At 55.0% G+C, this 18441-nt stretch carries 12 protein-coding genes; 6 read left to right on the top strand and 6 right to left on the bottom strand.

Going from position 1 to position 18441, the window contains the following annotated elements; genetic code table 11:
• Window positions 1–459: 459 nt before the first annotated feature.
• Window positions 460–1194, top strand: coding sequence for a transglutaminase-like domain-containing protein (locus CGZ80_RS15845; RefSeq protein WP_198953709.1), 735 nt, complete (start codon window positions 460–462; stop codon window positions 1192–1194).
• 16 nt (window positions 1195–1210) lie between these two features.
• Here CGZ80_RS15845 and CGZ80_RS15840 read toward each other — a convergent pair whose 3' ends face one another.
• Complete coding sequence (locus tag CGZ80_RS15840) at window positions 1211–2068, bottom strand: SHOCT domain-containing protein (protein WP_094416294.1); 858 nt, start codon at window positions 2066–2068, stop codon at window positions 1211–1213.
• A gap of 264 nt (window positions 2069–2332) precedes the next feature.
• Here CGZ80_RS15840 and CGZ80_RS15835 point away from each other — a divergent pair, with 264 nt between their 5' ends.
• The gene (locus CGZ80_RS15835; protein WP_094416168.1) at window positions 2333–2944 is read left to right on the top strand and encodes a MarC family protein; all 612 of its coding nucleotides are present in this window, start codon (window positions 2333–2335) and stop codon (window positions 2942–2944) included.
• A gap of 3 nt (window positions 2945–2947) precedes the next feature.
• On the opposite strand, the gene CGZ80_RS15830 is transcribed toward CGZ80_RS15835, so the two are convergent.
• On the bottom strand, window positions 2948–3766 hold the full coding sequence (locus CGZ80_RS15830) for a hypothetical protein (RefSeq protein ID WP_094416166.1): 819 nt from the start codon (window positions 3764–3766) through the stop codon (window positions 2948–2950).
• Between the two features lie 328 nt (window positions 3767–4094).
• Here CGZ80_RS15830 and CGZ80_RS15820 point away from each other — a divergent pair, with 328 nt between their 5' ends.
• Window positions 4095–5165: a WD40/YVTN/BNR-like repeat-containing protein gene (locus tag CGZ80_RS15820; protein ID WP_094416162.1), complete on the top strand. Its 1071-nt coding sequence runs from the start codon at window positions 4095–4097 to the stop codon at window positions 5163–5165.
• A gap of 1035 nt (window positions 5166–6200) precedes the next feature.
• Here CGZ80_RS15820 and CGZ80_RS15815 read toward each other — a convergent pair.
• On the bottom strand, window positions 6201–9515 hold the full coding sequence (locus CGZ80_RS15815; protein WP_158222720.1) for a PQQ-dependent sugar dehydrogenase: 3315 nt from the start codon (window positions 9513–9515) through the stop codon (window positions 6201–6203).
• Between the two features lie 129 nt (window positions 9516–9644).
• On the bottom strand, window positions 9645–10787 hold the full coding sequence (locus CGZ80_RS15810; protein ID WP_158222719.1) for a glycoside hydrolase family 76 protein: 1143 nt from the start codon (window positions 10785–10787) through the stop codon (window positions 9645–9647).
• Window positions 10788–11095: 308 nt separating this feature from the next.
• Here CGZ80_RS15810 and CGZ80_RS15805 point away from each other — a divergent pair, with 308 nt between their 5' ends.
• Both CGZ80_RS15805 and CGZ80_RS15800 read left to right on the top strand, forming a co-directional pair.
• Window positions 11096–12088, top strand: coding sequence for a hypothetical protein (locus CGZ80_RS15805; protein WP_143543962.1), 993 nt, complete (start codon window positions 11096–11098; stop codon window positions 12086–12088).
• The gene (locus tag CGZ80_RS15800) at window positions 12081–12992 is read left to right on the top strand and encodes a hypothetical protein (RefSeq protein ID WP_094416154.1); all 912 of its coding nucleotides are present in this window, start codon (window positions 12081–12083) and stop codon (window positions 12990–12992) included. The genes CGZ80_RS15805 and CGZ80_RS15800 overlap by 8 nt, the downstream gene beginning before the upstream one ends.
• Window positions 12993–13042: 50 nt before the next feature.
• Here the strand turns inward: CGZ80_RS15800 and CGZ80_RS15795 are convergent, their stop codons facing one another.
• Window positions 13043–15655 carry a S9 family peptidase gene (locus CGZ80_RS15795; RefSeq protein ID WP_158222718.1) on the bottom strand — a complete coding sequence of 871 codons (2613 nt, stop codon included), beginning with the start codon at window positions 15653–15655 and terminating at the stop codon, window positions 13043–13045.
• A 752-nt stretch (window positions 15656–16407) separates the two neighbouring features.
• Entirely contained in the window at window positions 16408–17181 is a 774-nt protein-coding gene (locus CGZ80_RS15785) for a PEP_CTERM-anchored TLD domain-containing protein (RefSeq protein ID WP_094416148.1), read from the bottom strand.
• A gap of 436 nt (window positions 17182–17617) precedes the next feature.
• Between CGZ80_RS15785 and CGZ80_RS15780 the strand changes: the two genes are divergently transcribed.
• Window positions 17618–17866, top strand: a complete 249-nt coding sequence (locus CGZ80_RS15780; RefSeq protein WP_143543961.1) for a type I restriction-modification system subunit M — start codon at window positions 17618–17620, stop codon at window positions 17864–17866.
• Window positions 17867–18441: the final 575 nt, after the last annotated feature.

The following is an 18441-nucleotide window of genomic DNA, read 5'->3' as shown; positions in this document are numbered from 1 at the left end:
GCTGATGTGAGTCGACAGTCTTTGCAACTGCACCGCTTTCTGCACCGCTTGCCCAATGTCAGAAGATTGCCCCCGTAAATTGCCGCGTCAAACGAGACGCTTCAAGTCCTAGCGGGGTAGCTGAAAAGCCCGTCGAACAGATTCGTTCGACGGGCTTTTTTTGTGGCATTTCAGCTATGCCTGCCGGCCCGACCATTCGATGCCCAGTCCCGTCGACCGCGATCGTTCGCCAAGCCTGATTCCGTAGCGACCTGCATTTGCATAACGTATGCATTTACACTCTTGGATCGGGTGCGTCGTCCGTACTTTGGAACGCTGCCGATTAGCTCGACCGCATCGGTGCTATGATCTCCTCTGCTGGCGAGTCTCTCAATTATCCTGCCCCCAAGGTTCATGATGTGGGTCCATGCGTCTTGTTCGCTGCAATTTGATGCCGCGGCTCCAACCCCATTTCTCTTCATGCTGCGTCCGCGTAGCGGGATGCAACAGTGGGTCGCTCGCGAGCAGTACACGTTGCGACCGTCCGTACCGGCGGTCGAATACACTGACCCATTCGGAAACCTTTGCCAGCGAATCGTCGCGCCTGCTGGACCGTTTTCCATCCACACCGCCGCCGATATCCAGGCTGCCGACGCAGCAGACGCGATGCCAGGCGCACCCTATGTCCCAGCAGAGCAACTGCCGGTCGAAACGCTACCGTTCTTGCTGCCCAGTCGATTCTGTGAATCCGACCGATTCACCGAAATGGCTGCTTCGCTGACACAAGAGCAAACGCCCGGATGGGATCAATGCCAAGCGATCGTGAACTACATCCGGCAAACGCTAGACTATCGCCCCGGCACCGGGCAGCAAATCATCAGCGCCGTCGAAGTGAACCAACGATCGATGGCCGTTTGCAGAGACATGGCTCACTTGGGCATCGCGCTGTGCCGCGCTATTTCGATCCCAGCACGCATGGTCGTAGGTTATTTGCAAACGCTTACGCCGATGGACTTACACGCTTGGTTCGAGGCCTACGTGGGCGGCCGATGGTACACCTTTGACCCAACTCAATCGAACCTTGACGGCGCACGGATTGCGATCGCCTACGGACGCGATGCCGCCGATGTCGCGGTCTACACCCAGTTTGGCGCGCCCGTTGAACTGATCGGAATGCAAGTCAGCGTTGAACCACTACTGCATCCGCCCGCGTGAAGTCGAATGGTGAGCGCTAAAGCCGTTCGAGGAGCTGCGTTTTCTTGGCGATGAACTCCTCGTCGGTCAGAATGCCACGGTCTTTCAATTCACCAAGTCGAGCGATCTGGTCAATGATGTCTTCGCCTTGAGAAGGCATCGCATTCGTCCCCTCGACGTCGCTCGATTGGCGCACAGCAACCGGCTCTGGATTGAACGCTGGCTGCACAGACTCAACTGAAGGCGGCGCTGCTTGCTGCGGCTGTCCGTTTTGGGAAACCACCGGCAAAGTGGCCAGGTTGATCGTACCATACTGGCTACTGAAGACGATCGAACTTCCGCCACCTTGCTGCTGCGAAAAACCTCCGATCTGATGATCCAACGTGTCGTAGACCCAAACCTGATCACCAGTCTTGACCGCTAGGCGTCGATTACCGGCGAAGTAAGCGTATCGAACATTGTTCTGTGACCCCAACGAAGTCGGTGCCCCAAGTTCCGTTGGCCACCAATGATCATCAGGATTTGGCACAAATAGACTCGACGTCGCCTGCGATGCGCCCGTCGCTTGGGACTGCTGCCCGCTTCCGCTTTGACTTTGCGATTGAAAACTGCCCGTGCTAAGTAAGCCTGGCTGGTTGGCAAGGATCTGAGAGATCTCGTTGCAAAGTGCGTCAACGTTTGACTTCAGCACGTTGTTAAACATGTCGCCGAGCATCAACATGCCGCCCCGCATCCATTGCCCGGACCCGGCAAATTCGGGATGACAAAACTGGGCCATCGTGCCGTTGCCGTGAAGCACCGCGACCAGCATGTGAGTCACCGCGTCTGGGCTAAAACCATAACGCTGGGAAAGATCCGACACGATCCGCTGTCCTTCGGGGGTAAGTTGCTGCATCACGTCTCTTGCGGGGTTGGCTGTGCTTGTGGGGGGATTCTCTGTAGCCGCGACCAACGATCCTACCAGAGATCGCCAACTCCGCTCACCCGCCAAACGCCCGTGTTTTAGAAACACATGACTAGGGCGTGTAGTGAACCACTCGAAGGGGAAATAAGCTCCCATGAGTTGCCCCAATCAGGCACTCTCCGTTACCTTCGCACCGCCAGCAAGACCGGCTGGTTTCCGTACCGATTGACTTCCGTTTGCTCACCAAATTCAACAATGTTGGAATTCCTACAAGCGATCTCGCTACTCCTTGCCCTGCTGAATCCGTTCCTAATGATCGTTTACCTAAGCGATGTGGTTCAAACGGTTGATCGAGCCAAATTCAGCCGCGTGCTCATCCGTGCTGCCGCGATCGCCGCTGTCGTCTTTATCTGTTTTGCATTGGCTGGCGACGCGATTTTTTCAACACTTGTCCAAGCGGAATTCGCGTCGTTCCAAATTTTCGGCGGCGCGGTGTTTCTTCTGATCGGCATGCAATTCATGTTTCGCGGTCCGACAGCAATCGAGATGCTTCGTGGCGAATCCACCAATCTCTCCGGTGCGATCGCGATGCCGGTACTGATCGGCCCTGGAACCTTGAGCGCCAGTGTTGTGATTGGCAAGACCAGCGCTCCCTGGCTGGCCTGCCTGGCAATCGTCGTCGCCGTCGCGGCGTCAACCGCGGTCATGGTGCTGCTAAAAATTCTGCACGACTACGTACGAGCATCCCGCGAGGATCTGATCCAACACTACATCGACATCGCTGGCCGAGTCACCGCGCTCTACCTCGGCACAGTCTCCATTGAGATGATCATGCTGGGGATTCGCGACTGGGTTGGTCGCTTCTAATACTCATGCCACAAGCCGACTGTCGGTGTCGTTCGCCTCGTTTTCGCGAACGATCTCTTGATTGCCGTTCTCTGCCTTTTCGTACCAGATATTCAGCAGCGAGTTGCGGATCGGACTTTCGACCGGCAACGTCGTGCGGCCATGCCAGCTTTTCAAACGCATCGTGTTCAGCACAACGAACGCATAAGCCGTGTTAGGAACAAAGGGCATACGTTTGACGATCTCGAAGCCTTTCGGTTCACGCAGCCATGCCATCGGGTTAGTGCTGCGTCGATAGAACTCGGTCCCAAGATCGCGGCGATCTTCAGAGTCTGGCAATGCGATTTGCATCGTCACGACTTTCTTTCGAGTATCAGGGTGTGGCTTGATGCAATAACCGCCCGTTTCGTGAAACAACTCTGGTAACGCAAACCCGGGCAATGCGGCGGCCTCGCTCTGGCTACATCCATAGCGATAGGCCAAACCGGAACTCAATTTTTCAAACACAGCTCGCTTCAGTTCGACGCTCCCAAGCGCACTTCGCACCGAGCACCAAAATTCTCGCAGCCCTCCAGACAACGAATCAAGCGAAACCTGATCCAGACAGAATCGCTTTCGGTTGCTATCGCCCTCGGTATTGTGGTGCTTGCTGTACGAAAATGGGTGATAGTGCGATGGAGGCGGCAACGATTCCAACAATGTCGCGTACACATCCGCTGGAAAGAAACCGCTAACACTCAAATGCGGAAAGGGGCTTTGCCGAAACGGAGTCGCTTCGATCGCCGCAACGAGGTGCGTGACGACGGAATCCCGCAGTGCAGAATTGAAATTGCTATTGGCCACGACACGATTCCTTTCTTGGTGGGACGCTTCGAACGCTCCATAAAAATTGCCCCAGTGTGGGTCAATTAACTAGATCAACACAGCTCGTCAAGGTGATGTTGATCGGAATACACAGATACTAAACCTGTAGTACTCGTGATGGGGCATCTCACGAAAACACCTGGATTACTCGGCCAAAGCAAGTACCTTTCAAAGGCATCAACATTTGTGGCGGAACAGTTTTCACCCGCCAGCCATAGCACATTCACATCTGCTTGCAAAACAAAGCTTGTTGCATACGATGCGATCATTGATTTTCCACATGACTTGGTCCACCGTTGAGCGACAAATGAAGTTTCCTATCACATTGGTCTTGTTGACGCTGTTGGCCGCGCCCGCACCGACTGCCTTGGCACAGCGTTCCCCCAATGCAATTGCTCTTCGACCACTAACGAGTGGAGTCGACGCGTCGTTCCGTGGCATGGCGATGCATGGCGCCCGAGAAGCCTGGCTCGGGGGAACGGGAGGGACCGTGATTCGAACTACGGATGCCGGCCAAACCTGGCAACAAATCACAGTGCCGGATACTTCTGCTACAGATTCAGAAAAGCCAGACTTTCGCGACATCGAAATTTTGCCTGATGGCACGGTGCTGTTGATGAGCATCGGTGCGGGCTCGGCATCAAAGATCTTTCGCTCAGAAGACAATGGCCAAACCTGGCAAACCGTCCTGGTCAATTCGGATCCGCAAGGTTTCTTCGACGGAATGGCGTTCCTCGCAGACGGCCAAACGGGATGGTTGTTCGGCGACCCATTGGAAGGACACCTCGACCTTTATCGAACAAACAACGCCGGCAAAACGTGGCATCACTTACCATTGTCTCAGCGTCCAAAACTTGCCGAGGGTGAATACGCTTTCGCAGCGAGCGGCACCAGTATTGTCGCGCGGGGCCAGAGCATCTGGATCGCAACCGGCGGTTCGGTCGCACGGGTATGGAAGTCAACCGACGAAGGCAAGACGTGGCAGGCATTCTCAACGCCAATTCGCAGCGGCAACGAGTCGTCCGGCATCTTTTCAATCGACCTGATCGACGACGATCGCGCCGTCGTGATCGGTGGCAACTACCTCGAACCGGAGCAATCCGAAAACAACGTCGCCACCTCCACCGACGGTGGCAAGACCTGGCACAACGCCACCGGCGTCAGCATGCCACACAAAGCCTGTGTTCAATCCCTAGGAGAAGGCCGACTGATCACCTGCGGCCGAACCGGCGTCGCCTACTCCGAAGACGCCGGCAAAACCTGGGGCAACCTATCAACCGGCAGTTACTACACACTGCGAGTCGACAAGAAAACGGGAACCGGCTTCCTAGCCGGCAAAGACGGCCAAGTTGCAACCTTCGAGTTGCTCAACGATTAACGGATAGCGGTCTGTCGATACTCAATCAAGTTCTCTCCCAAAGTCGCCATCTGCCCAGCATCCCAAACCAAACACCGCAACGTATCTCCCAACTTCATCGACTGCGATTAAATTCAGACGTTCGCGAGCATCCAACGCACTGCACCTTTCGTGCGTACACATATAAAGCATCGCCGAACGGTATGCGTCCCAAACGCCCTAAACCAAACTCTGGCCCCCTTCTCCCCCAAGGGCCGAACGAGAGCCTTGCTCTTGTTCGTACTTGGGGGAGAAGGGCTGGGGATGAGGGGGTTTCGGAGACTCCGCGATTTACCGCTGCGCTGTCAAACAAGTCTGCAGTTCAGACCAATCCGCGATGACTAACCGATCAGCCCCAAGTTCATCGACTGCGATCTATACCAGGCGGTCGCGCGAATCCTACGCACCGCAACTTTCGTGCGTGCACCTGCAAAGCATCGCCTAACGGCATGCAAGAAGAACGCTACTTTCGCGGAGCGAAAGGCGACTATGGATAGATCAATCTACTGCTACCATTTAACCCAAACCACGGGAAAGCTCCGACACGGCATCGGTGGCACATCTTTGCAACCCGGCAATCGCCCCACCAGATCATTGATGACGGCGCATTTCGGTCGCAACCAATTTCAGTGCGTATCCCCATGCCACGCTCCCCTTGATCAAACGCCCACAATCCAAACTCTGGCTCCCTTCTCCCCCAAGGGCGAATGAGAGCCTTGCTCTTGGTCGTAGTTGGGGGAGAAAGGCTGGGGATGAGGGGGTTTCGGTGACTCCGCGATTTACCGCTGCACTGTCAAACAAGTCTGCTGTTCAGACCAATCCGCGATGACGAACCGATCAGCCCCAAGTTCATCGACTGCGATCTATACCAGGCGGTCGCGCGAATCCTACGCACCGCAACTTTGGTGCATGTGCTTACAAAATTTTGCCAGTCGGCTGTTTGAAGAACGCTACTTTCGCGGAGCGAAAGGCGACAATGGGTCGATTTGTCCGTTGCTCGCTGAATCTAGCGTAGGACTATTCCTGATCCACCGGCGTGATGCTCCACCGTTGATTGTCGTTGCCAGTGTGCTGGTACTGATGAATCTCCGCGCCGTCCGCCCGGCTGACTCCATCCACGTCAACGTTCTTTCCGCTGACCTTTGATGTGATCACAAAGTATCCGTCGTTGGTCCGAGTTAACGCCCACCGCTGATTGTCGCCTCCGTTGTCACGGTACTGCTGCAACGCGGTGCTGTTTGATTTCGAGCCGCTTGGTACATCCAGCACCTTGCCGCTCGCGACGTTCGTCAGACGCCACCATCCATTCCCCATCTCGTCTAACTGCCAGCGTTGATTCGCATCCTGCTTCTCCTTCGACGCGGCAGGACTGGACTGCCGTGCCGTCGCACCATCGGCGCCAAGTTGATCGCCAGAGATCCCCAAACGCTTGTTGCTGTGTTTGGCTGTCAGGTAATAGACCTTGCCCGAAACGATCCCGTTCGCTGCTGCCGGTTCCAGCGTTTCGATCCACTCGGAAATCGCATCTACCGCTTTCACATCGACTACGTTTCGGCCGACGGGAGGCATTCGTTGCGTCAACTGTGACGAGGTCAATCGCAGGTGCATGATCGACTGTTTCAAGTCACCCGGAGAGACAATTTTTGCCCCAGGGATCCCAAACGTTTCGCGGACCGCACCGTTGATGTTGTGTTGATCGGCAAGTTCAGTCAGGTAGCGAGCATCCCACTGAGCCCCCGTCCCACCAGGCCGATGGCAAAACGCGCAATTGGCGTCGAAATAAGAACGCACTCGATGCTCCAAGCTCGCACTGGGGTCATCCACACGCACCAGCTTTTCGAATCCTGCGACGCGGTCCTCATCGATGTCGCTTTGAAACATTTGCAGATAGTTCCACGTGCGAAGCTGATTGTCGACTCGCCCCGACGGATAACGGTGCTCAAGGTTCAGCTGCCGAGTACTTGGCCCAAGCACAAAACCAGACTTAACCGTGTGACACTGCAAACACTCTTGCTGTGACGGGTAGTGCCACGTCTGCTGACGCGTCTGCCCGTCCTTGCCAACAATCTCGATCTCTTCGTCCAATCCTTCGGTCAGCAAATCGGCGTCAGCATTGTCGCCACGCCATTTGTAAGTCACCCCGTAACCGTAACCCGTTTCATCAACCACCAGGACACGCGTTTCCAAGCGTCGCTTCTGCTTAGTGCTTTCGTTGACCACCAATTCAAAGTGCTTGATGAACATCGTTCCGCCCGGCCACTGATACTCGCCTTGGTCAGCGAATTTGATCCGTCCACGAGCCGGCAGCGCAACCCAACGTGTTTTGTCTGCGCCGTCCGACCAAAGCGGGCTGTTGACGTCATAGGGCACGACGCCAGCGGCTACGTTCAATGATGCCACATCGCTAAACAGACCGGTTGCCGTCAACGTTGTTGGTATCTCCGGACCGTTAGCCGGCGGCATCGAAACACCAGTCACTTCCGGACGGAAGTCCATCCCATACGCTTTCTCGTCGCTGATCGTCAAAAGGGCGTTCGCGCGATCGCTGTCGGCAAGGTCAGAACGTGTAGCGATCGCGTGCACCATACTGCTGTTGGTCAGTAGAAACGGTTCACGATAGACCGGTGACGCGGTCGTCGGCATCGTCCCGTCGGTGGTGAAATGGATCACCGCATCTTCTGTCGCACACTCGATCTGCACATGCACCGGTCCACTGTAAGTGCTGCTTCGCGGCGTGATCGACGGCAAATCGACTTTCGCTGCGACCTCAAACACTTCGCTAGAAGCTGACGCCAAACCTTCGCTACTGCACTCAATCGCCAACTCACCGATCGACCGATCAATTCGCAAATCATCAAACGTCGCGACTCCATCGATCGCTTGTCGAACGATTGTGCCCGAAAGCTTCGCTGCGATCGCGGCCTCTTTTGCCTCATGGCCTTTGATCTTTAACGTCACCCAAGCTTTCGACGATGTGATCGTTTCGCCTTTCGCGTTTTGCACGGCGACTTGTACAGCCGGACCGATCAAGCCACCGACGTTCGCCGAAGCTCGCTGGGAAAGGAACTTCAACTGCGTCGCAGCGCCACGCCCGGTCCATTCCACTCGCCAAAGCGAACCGTTTGTTGTCGCGGTATTGTCTTCATCAGATCCGCCGCCTTTCCCGGCTCGAGCGAGATACCACAGAGATCCGTCCGGGGCGATTTCGACATCGATCGGACGAGCAATCTTGGTTGCAAAGTCGTGTCGGACCTCGGGCAAAAACGGATCGATGTACTTGATCCAGCCACCATAGTCGCTGAAAAAATACGCCCCGTGGTACTCTGCCGGGAATGCCGGCGGCGTGTCACCGTCCACGACATAAAAGTCGCCGCCGCACAACGCCGTTCCTTGACCACTGCCATGGTCATAAGCGTACGCCGGGTCGCGATACCCTTCTGGGCCATACTGCCCGCCGCGTGGTCCGTCCAAATTGGGCCAACCATAGTTCACATGCTGTGGCGTGACGTCGCTGTCATAGCGTTCGATCTCTTCGTACTTCGCACCCACATTGCAGATAAAGATCGTCCCGTTCTCCGGATGCGCCGTCATCGCAAACGGGTTACGAAATCCGAGAGCGACGATGGCTTGATTGCGATCGCGGAATTTGCCGTTATTCGGATTGTCGCTGGGGATCGAACCGTCGCGATTGATGCGTAGCAACTTTCCAAGCAGATTGCTTGGGTTCTGTGCGTTGTCGCCGTTGGCGTTTTCACCCGTCGCGATGTAGAGCTTGCCGTCTTTGCCGAAGCAGATCCCACCACCGTTATGCCAGCCGATTTTGGACAAATTGTCGATCTCAAAAATCACCTGCTCGCTGGCTTTTGCAGCGGTGTTCCCAACAACGGTGAATCGACTGACGCGATTGTGCGACGGTGCTTTAGCGGTGTAGTAAAGGTAGATGTATCCGTTGCTGGAAAACTCGGGATCAAAGCACAGACCGCCAAGTCCACGTTCGTTCCAACCGTCGACCTGCTCCGAAAAGTCGATCAGTGGTGTCTCCAACACCTTGCCATCTTCGATGATCAGGATCCGCCCCTGTTTCTCGCAAAGAAACAGTCGTCCGTCAGGTGCAAACGCCATCGTTGTTGGGTTTAAACCTTCAGCAACCTTGGTCTCGCTAAATCCGGCTGGCAACTCGGCCGCATCCGATGCCCGAGTCAGCATCGTGCAAGTCCCAAGCAATCCGCAAACAACAAGTAGCCAAGCGCGCACCAGCGCGTTCATCCGCGAACCCAATGGCTCGCGAAGCGTAACGTGCGAATCAACGTCGGAAGCAGAGAAATGTCGCATGGCGGCATCAAGAGGTGGGGCAGGGTTCATAGGAGAGAGCGGCGACAAGCGTTGGGCCAGCAAGCAAACAGGGTGCGAGTTGAAACTCGCACCCTGTCCAGTTTGGCAATGAAACGCAACGAGAGCAGACTATTGCTTGGTCGTCAGATCGTAGTGTTTTTCCAACCAAGCGAAACGGGCCAGGATTTCCAACAGCCCGCCTTGATCGACAAGGTTGCGGACTTCACCGCGTCGTTGAACCAAGCCTTGCTCGTTCTTGGCGTAGCGAAGCGAGTTATCGAGGCAACGTTGGAACCCGCGAATGTACTTCATGTCCGGATTGTGTTTCAGCAGGTGCTGGTACGCACGAAGCAAAACAGCGTTGAACCAGTAGTCGTCCCGAAAACGTCCACGGCCATAGAAGTGATCCAGCGAGCTTTCCGCGATCGCGTTCGCTTCATCGAGGTACTTCTTCTCGCCAGTGATTTCGTACAGGTACACGTTCGCTTGCAACATTGTACCCGTGTTGTACGAAAAGATCGCTTTGTTGATGCCACCGTCTTTGGTGTTGATGTTGTCGTAGTACAACTTCGATGGCGTCTGCAACTTCTCGTTGGTCCAGTCGTAAATCTTCAGGGCCGAATCGAGGTACTTTTGATCCTTGGTGGCCAAGTACATCTGCAACGCGACCAACACGCCGGGACCGTTCGAACAGGTATTCTTGGTGTCCTTGGAAGTGTCTTTCCAGTAAATCCCGCCGCCGAGCACATCATCGTATCCGCCCATCATGAAGTCATACATCGACTTCCCGAGTTCCAAGTACGACTTTTTACCGGTACGCTCGTACGCGTCCAATGCGGTGATACCGATCCATTGGTTGTCGTCGTAATATCGCTCGCCAGGCTTCAAGTCCATCAAGTAATCGGAATAGCCGGCGATTGGCGGAGCAGGATCCCAGTACGGTTTCATGCTTTCGATCAACTGATCGACCATCTTGCTTTCCGGATCGACTTTCTCGATCTCGTTGGCCGCCTGGAACAGCGCGCACAAGGACCAAATGTACGTGTACTCACGAAGGTACCCGTCTTTCCGCTCGCGTTTATCGGGATCAACGACCAGCAAATAGTTGCCAGACGCTTCGTCATAAAGATGCTTTTGGATCGCCGCGTTCAGCGACTCCATCTCTTGTTTGTAGACGTCGCTAGTGTTTTCGGCGGGTTGCTGTGCAAAGGCCGGAACCAAGGTGAAGCTGCAAAGCCAGGCAAGGGCGATGCATGTGATTGTTTTTGTCATCGTCAACTGAAGAAGTGTAGGTAGGGCCCGTTCACCGGGCACGTGACATGCTGGAGGTTGTAAGCTGTTTGGGCAAATCCGTCTTGTAATAAATTGCCGCATCTTTGCGAAATTCGGACATGATGTGGGGTTTCTTGGCGAACGTGGCTCCCCCCGGAAATCGGACGTGGAGACCGCACGAAGAACTGACTCGCTGCTTAAAAAAACATGAAATCACTTTGCCCCAAACACATCGTTGCGTTAACGCACGTTAACAGCCCCGTCCGGATTTCATCACAGCACTAGCATTGCGATCCCCTCCGTTCGCGGTGATCAATCATCAGGGCTACAATTCCCAAAACACGATTTCGCGACGCAAACGCCAACGGGTGGGGAAGCAATTGAAATTCGGTATTCGGGACCTGCTGGGAATCACCTTTTTGGTTGCCTTGGCGATGCTTGTCATCCGCGGCAAACAGGAATTGCAACGATCACGTGCGGCATTGCTTTCCGCCGCGCAACATCTCAAGCTCGCCAAACTTGACCTAGACCAAGCCACCGGCTTGCTCGCTGATGCGGATGGTCGCATGGACTACTTCCATGAAGTCGCAGAGGTCCACAGGAACGCGGTCACCGCTTTCGAGAAAATCCAATCCCGCTATCACGAAGTGGTGCCAAAACCAGATTCGATCGGCCTCCGCCTGTTTCCGGTTCTAAAGGAAGATCCGAATTCTCACGTTTGGTCGTATCGAATTTCCGTTCCCGAAGAACCCCCGGTGTTCCTGCGTACGGCGGTCTCCGTGAAAGATTCCTTTCCCAGGGAAGGACGCTCGGACTTAGATCATCAGCAATGGCTCGATCAGTCGCCATTTGACGCGTTGCCCGGTGAAATTCAACTCTCGCCGGGGATCCACGACATTGTCCTGACCCAGTCCAATGTTCGGCAGGAGAGTGGGTTTGTTACCCTCTCACTCAAAGTCGACCAACAAACGTGTTTTAAAACGACCTCAACTCATTCCAGCTATCGATTCCGCTCTTCGTCTAGCACGGCCCCCAAGCAGCAATACGACCTCCGTCTAGCCCCAGCGAACAATCTAGCCCCAGCAAACAAGCGTGGCCGGTTGTCGTCGACTTTGGTGAGCACCAACTTAGAAACGTCTGGCGAGACAGACCTGGTATTTCCAGTCGACTATACGATTTGGCTTTGGCTTTCGAGCACTCCGATGCCTGAAACGTTCGCACCGTTCAGTGTCGATCAATACAGTACCGATCAAGACAGTGTCGATCAATCAGCCTTCGGATCGGAGTCTCACGATGACTGAACCAAACACCGATCCAACACCAATCCGCCGCTGGACGCCATTCTCCGCCTTGCGGTTGGTAATCTTTTCGATCACCTGCGTTTGTCTGATCACAGTCTTCGTCAACGACCGATCGGCGAAAGGTCTGCTTGATCGCCAGGTCGCAGCACAACGTGATGAAACGAAATTGGTGTCGTCGAAACGCGAACAACTGCGTGACAAGGAACGTGAACTCGACAAGGCCATCAATGACGCCAAACAGCAAGGTGATCAGCTGAAAACAGTTTTCCAGTACGCATCCGACGTCGACGACTTTTGGCAAAACGACGCGGCCTTGGGCGTCTTCACCCTGGAACAGAAAGGCAACATGAATGACCTAGTTCGCCTGTTGCTGCCCAGCGGCGTCCACAAACTGCAAATCGAAATCGAGCGAAGCGTAAAGGATTCCGATGCACCAAAGCAGACGACGCAGCTCACCTATGACCTACACGGTACCCACGCTTATGAGATCGCACTCGTCCACGAACGAGCAGACGGTGCAGATTACAGAGATCCACGCGAGTTAAAGCTTCGAGTAACTTCCTCGTACCCCGAGTTTCAGTCAATCGAGCGCTCCCTATTCCCAGAACGCCTTCCACCGCCGACAACGTCCAGCACTTCGATGATCGAAGGACGTATCCCGGTGTTCTTTCCAAACCAGATGCCGAACGATCACGAAGACGAAACCGACGGCGTCTTGATCAATCGTATGTCCTGGTCGTTTAAACCGCCTGATGCGGAGGCGTTCACGCTGACCTTTACCATGCGACTTGAAAGCGATGGACCGCGAATCGTCCCCGCCGAAAACCAATCGCTCTTTCGTTATGGCGTTAACAAAAAAGAAATGAAGTACATCGGCAAAGGACGTTACGAAGTGCTGCAATAGCGAGCGACTCTCACTCGCTGTTTCCGTGGCTTGGAACGTCGGAGTCTTAATCAGGGACCTTTGCCGATCGTACGCAGCAAGAACTGCTCATACTTTCGCATCCGCCCGATCCGTTTGACATCGCCACCAAGTCCGTGTCCACCGGTCGGATCAAGGAACAGCTCAACATGAGTTTCCTTACCGGCCTTCAGCAACGCCCGATAGACCGCAACCGTGTCTTGAAACAGCACGTTGGTGTCTTCGATCCCATGGACCAACAACAGTTGCCCCTCAAGCTTTTTGGCAAGCGGAATCAACGAGTACTTTTCTTGGTCCGGCTCACCCGTGCGTGACGGGCCAATCGTTCCGGTGGAGTACCACGAGTTGTAGTTTTCCCACTGCGTCGGCCCGGCACCGGCGATCCCCACTTGGAAAACTTCCGGTTCGGTGTAGAGACACATTTGCGTCTGGAAACCGCCGAAGCTCCAGCCGGAGATCGCAACGCGTTTCTGGTCGATGTTGAAGTTGTCCGCCATGTACTGGACACCGTCAACCAAGTCTTCCACCTGTGGCTTGCCGACCTGCTCGTAGTTCGACTTCTCGAACAACCCACCGTATCCAGATTGTCCACGTGGATCGACAACGATCGTGATGTAGCCGTGTTTCTGTGCCATGTACATCTGAAAGAAGTACGCGTCGGCACTGTAGCCGCCATCGTTGACAAAGTGGCGGTTGCCGAGCGGGCCACCGTAGACATAGATCAACAGCGGGTGCTTCTTCGATTTCTTCCAGCCCTCGGGTTTGAACATCATTCCCGAGATCGTGTGACCGTGGCGGTTTTCATATTCAAAGAATTCCGGCTCGATCTTCGTCAGCCGCGAAGCGTCTTCGGGATGTGAATCGGTGACTTGCTTGACCTGGTTCTTTTCGTTCTGGGCCACCAATTCGGTGAGGTCCCCGTAGCGAACGAAGTTGGCCAACATACGCTTGCCGTCGTTACTGACCGCCACGTCCGAGAACGTGCCTTCTTGATCATTCAGACGCGTCAGCTCACCCGATTCCATCTCCAGCACATACACCATCTGACGCGCGGGTGAGTCTTTGGTCGCTGTCACGAACAGCCTTTTGTGGTCCTCTGAAAAACGAATCGGATAGACTTCGAATCGTCCTTCCGTCAACTGACGAACGCTTTCATAAAGCGGATCCAATACATGGATATGACGGAACCCGCTCAGTTCGCTGACGAACACGATGTGTCGGCTATCGTCGGCAAAGTCGGGCGAGACCATCGAAGGCGTATTGGGTCCGCCGTAGTGTTTGAATTGGTAAGCGATCTTGGCGAGATGCTCGACCAACTCCGGATCTTCAGTGCGACCACCGCGAGGCCCACGTCGGCCCGGAGTAACGTCTTCTTCGTCTTTCTCCCTAGCTTCACGCATCTCCTTTTGAAAGTCTTTCTCGCGTTCCTTGACCGCTTCTTTCAGCCCTTTCTCGAGCTCTTCTTCGGTAGGCCAGGTGGCCAATCGAATCTGCACGTCGGAGTTCTTTTGGTCAAAGAAGCAAAACGTCACTTGCTGATTGTCGAGCGACCAACGCGGTTCGGAGATGATGTCGCGCGGCTCGTCGATTTTCTCTTCGAAGACCTTCAACAAAGGAGCTTCTTCGGTATCGGCGCCATCGAATTCGAACATGTAGACACGCACGGTTTCCGGCTCGACCTTGTCATCCGAAACGGTGCGGGAGATCGAGTCGGATTGTGCGAATCGATCGCGGTATCGGATGATGTCGACTTTCCGTGATCCACCACGGCTGTTGGTACGCGTGATCAGCGTGATGCGTTTTCCGTCGTGGCTAAGCGAGTATCGGCTGAGGTTTTCTCCCGATGGCAAGCTTGGTGTTAGCTGACGGACGAGGTGTTCGCCAAACTTGGTTTGAATCACGGTGTCGTCGCGGCGGACGGTGTATCCGCTTCCGTCTGGCAGGAACTCGACCTGCGATTCACGCTGATCGGTTTTGGTCAGACGTGCCAGCTTTGGCTTGTTCAGATCTTCAAGCAAATAAATATCGCCTTCGGAAATCAACAGCAGCTTGTTCTCTTTGGGGTGCCAGCGGAACGAAGCGATTCCGGAATACACGGGACTGTATTCGGCGTCGGCGTCATCTTCCGACACCGTCATGTAGATCTCACGTTGCTCCTCGCGTTCCTTTTCGGTCAGCTCGTCTTTTTCTTTGTCATCGGAGTCGTTTTCGTCGTCCGACTTCTCCTCGTCATCACCGTCTTCTTTTTCGTCTTTGTCGTCATCCTTCTTCTCGCTCTTCGCTTTCTTGCGATGCTTCTCCAGACGGTCATCAATCACAATGCGTGCGGAGCGTTGGAACTCGGACAGCATGTCGATGGAAGTGATGCGTCGCGCTTCGGACTTTTTGAAGTCGTAGACCCACAAGTCGCTGCCATGCCGACGTTCGTTGTAGGGGCGATACAGATACGCGGCGTAGCGTCCGTCATGCGAGAATTCTGCGTTGCTGGCAGAGGGCCCGAACAAGCCTTTTTCGGGGTAGAGGTCTTCGAGCCGCAACTCGTCCTTGTCTTTGTCTTTCTTTGAATCAGCGGCAACGGCCGGACTGATGAGCGAACCGATGACAAGCATCGAGAGACACACAGTACGCAGAGAATCGTTCTTCATGGAGTCGTTTGGTCCGTCCAAAGGGAAGGTGTCTTCGTTCATTCCAGACCGCGCAGTGTAGTCCGCAGCGCTGACGTCGCAACACTCACCCCACCCTGCCCACTGCAGCGATAAACCACGAAAAACGCGGCGAATCCAGCCAAAATCGCAACGACCACACCGACATCCAAGAGCCACTGCGAGAGCTCAAGGCCTAAGTAGTGGACACTAGCAGCACCGAACGCCAGTCAATCGCACCCTATCAGCCAGACGCCACACTTGAATCAGCACCGCTGCGAACCACTCAGCCACGAACACCCTAAATCGGATCGAAAAGACCTCGACTGTTGCCACCACCTCCACAATCACAACGAGAAGGGCAACCACATTCACAGAATGAAGCACCACTTTCGACTTTCAACAAACCACCAAATCACAGAGACAGCGGGTGGTGCGTAAAGAACATCAACGACGCGCACTGCCCCAAGCTGTGCCGTCGTCCTCCAAGATCAACAACGTCGGCTGACGCTACTTCCAAACAACCAAACCACACAACGCAACTTGAGCCGAAGGTCCAGCCGCACCGCACAACTTGGGCCGACGCTCCAGCCACGCCGCACAACTTGGGCCGAAGGCCCAGCCAATTACCTAGCCCAGCCCAACGAGCTGGGAATCTCCAATAACCTGACCGTGACAATACGACGAGAGGCTGACCAGGATTTCTCCCGTCAGCCTCTTGTGATGATTCGAAATTAGACCAGTTGGACTAGTGTTTATCGACGACGTCGGGCGATCGCCCCCAAGCTGAGTAAGCCGAATAGGGCAACGCTCGCGGGCTCAGGAACAGACGCAACCGGAGGCGACACCACAGCGGGAGCGAACGTGTAAACCTCGACATCGCTTACCCGAAAATCGGTGAAGCCATTCTGTATGCCTGGTCGCGTCACGATGTAGCGACTATCGCCAAGCAAATTCTTGCCGGCGTAACCGCTCGAAAAAGCCCCCGGCCCCGCCACGCCGTACGAGTACTGTCTCATGTAGCCATCACTCAGCGAGTAGTCTAGAAAAAGGTCGCTACCGGCACCGAAACTCGGCCCAGAGTTTAGACGGTTGTACGTCTGATATCGGCCCCGCCCCTGTTCGTTCGGATCAGAGGCTGTAGCACTCAACCGCTGGTCAAACTTGGTGTCCGTCGACAAGTTGAAGATAAACCCCGTCCGGTCCGCGTTGCTCGACGTGAGATTGAAATTGCCAGACCTATTCCAACTCTGCGGGTTGTAGCCGCCGAGAATCTGCCCGACCGCTCGGTCTTTCGCGTTGTTCTCCACTCGCGAAATCCGCATCAGGGTAATCGTCGGCCCGATACCATCCACAGCAGCGTGAAAAGCGTACGAATTAGAAGCCGGAGCCTTCGTGAAGACGTTCGTGAAATCCAGGTCTCCTTGCCCCAGCCAGGACTCAAGCCTGGACTCGAAAGCCGATGTTAGAAGGCCCGCGTTTGCCTGCGAAGCAAACGCCAGCACGAGCAATGATGCTAAAAATCTCATGTCGTCTCTAATGAAGGTGTGGGGTACATCTGGCCAGTGTACACAGGGTGAACAGGTCGATCAATCAATTAAAGACGACACGGACAAACCCGAACGGAGCTGGAAACGAAACGAGCGGAATCGCGAAGCCCGTCCTTCAACAGGATCGTTGTCATCGAACGGTCCGCCTCTTCGTCGCTTTCGATGTAGAGACGAGAACCTCCCCCGTGGTCTGCTGCATTGGCCCCAGTACTCGACACCGCACAATCTGCGAGACCTCGTCGCCACTGCACACATCCCGAGACCTAGACGGACAGGTGCTGGACATGATCATCGGGGGGCTTCGCATGGTCGGTATAGTCCGGCCAATCCACAAGCCTGAGGAATTCGAGCACAGTTGCGTGGTGCATCTACGTTGCTCGACTCTCCGAGTCGAAAGCGCAATCGACTCGGAGAGTTGAGCGACACTGGCTACCGGGACGTTCGCGGCTTCTGCAAAGGATCGACGCTGGAAGACGTCAAAGCCATCAACTACGTGCTCACACCGGTACGATACGACGGCACGGCACTGCTGGAAAACGACGGCATTCCGCTTGAGCCCCAGTTGGCCGACTTGACCACCAAGCTGTACCAGCAGATGGACGAGGCCGAGAAGCTTGCCCGAGTGATCCTCAACAAACTGGAGACGCTTGGTTATGGAGCGTAACGACCCGATTCTGCCAATCTCCCAAAGTGCATCGGTCTACTCAGTCTTCGCATTCAGAATGCAATGAGTTTTCCGACCGAGGAATTACTCGTCGCTGAAGCGACTTCATTTCGGCTCAACATGCGCCAAACCACGCATTCGACGAAATCGTCAGCCTGAGAGCCAAGTGGTTTGCACAGGACTCAAAATGATCACCGCATTTTGCATCTCAGTGCCACTGCGTTCAACAACGACACGAGTTCCCCAACACCGCCTGACCACACCAGACCTGCCATCCAGAAAACTCTCACCCTCAAGCACAACCCCACGATGTTCAACCCCAAACGCAACTCAGCCCTGCTCGCCAACATCGCACGCCACTCCCCATCAATCGAACCGCAGCCCGCAACGTTGGGCCGAAGGTCCAGCCAATTACCTAGCCCAGCCCAACGGGCTGGGAATCCCATCCGAACCCTCAATCGCTGAGGACCAAAGGTCCGGTCCATTACCGCGCCGAACAGCCCAACGATTTGGCAAACAACCAACCGGTGAAAACACGGCAACACCCACTATCGACCCTTCGTCTCCAAACATCG

It is taken from the genome of Rhodopirellula sp. MGV (assembly GCF_002251265.1).
Taxonomy (GTDB): Bacteria; Planctomycetota; Planctomycetia; order Pirellulales; family Pirellulaceae; genus Stieleria; species Stieleria baltica_A.
This window is presented reverse-complemented; position numbering and strand designations above follow the sequence as displayed.

Coding starts and splice junctions, on each gene's coding strand:
- CGZ80_RS15845 (WP_198953709.1), top strand. CDS start 460: ATGCTGCGTCCGCGTAGCGGGATGCAACAGTGGGTCGCTCGCGAGCAG.
- CGZ80_RS15840 (WP_094416294.1), bottom strand. CDS start 2,068: ATGCAGCAACTTACCCCCGAAGGACAGCGGATCGTGTCGGATCTTTCC.
- CGZ80_RS15835 (WP_094416168.1), top strand. CDS start 2,333: ATGTTGGAATTCCTACAAGCGATCTCGCTACTCCTTGCCCTGCTGAAT.
- CGZ80_RS15820 (WP_094416162.1), top strand. CDS start 4,095: ATGAAGTTTCCTATCACATTGGTCTTGTTGACGCTGTTGGCCGCGCCC.
- CGZ80_RS15815 (WP_158222720.1), bottom strand. CDS start 9,515: ATGCGACATTTCTCTGCTTCCGACGTTGATTCGCACGTTACGCTTCGC.
- CGZ80_RS15810 (WP_158222719.1), bottom strand. CDS start 10,787: ATGACAAAAACAATCACATGCATCGCCCTTGCCTGGCTTTGCAGCTTC.
- CGZ80_RS15800 (WP_094416154.1), top strand. CDS start 12,081: ATGACTGAACCAAACACCGATCCAACACCAATCCGCCGCTGGACGCCA.
- CGZ80_RS15795 (WP_158222718.1), bottom strand. CDS start 15,655: ATGAAGAACGATTCTCTGCGTACTGTGTGTCTCTCGATGCTTGTCATC.
- CGZ80_RS15785 (WP_094416148.1), bottom strand. CDS start 17,181: ATGAGATTTTTAGCATCATTGCTCGTGCTGGCGTTTGCTTCGCAGGCA.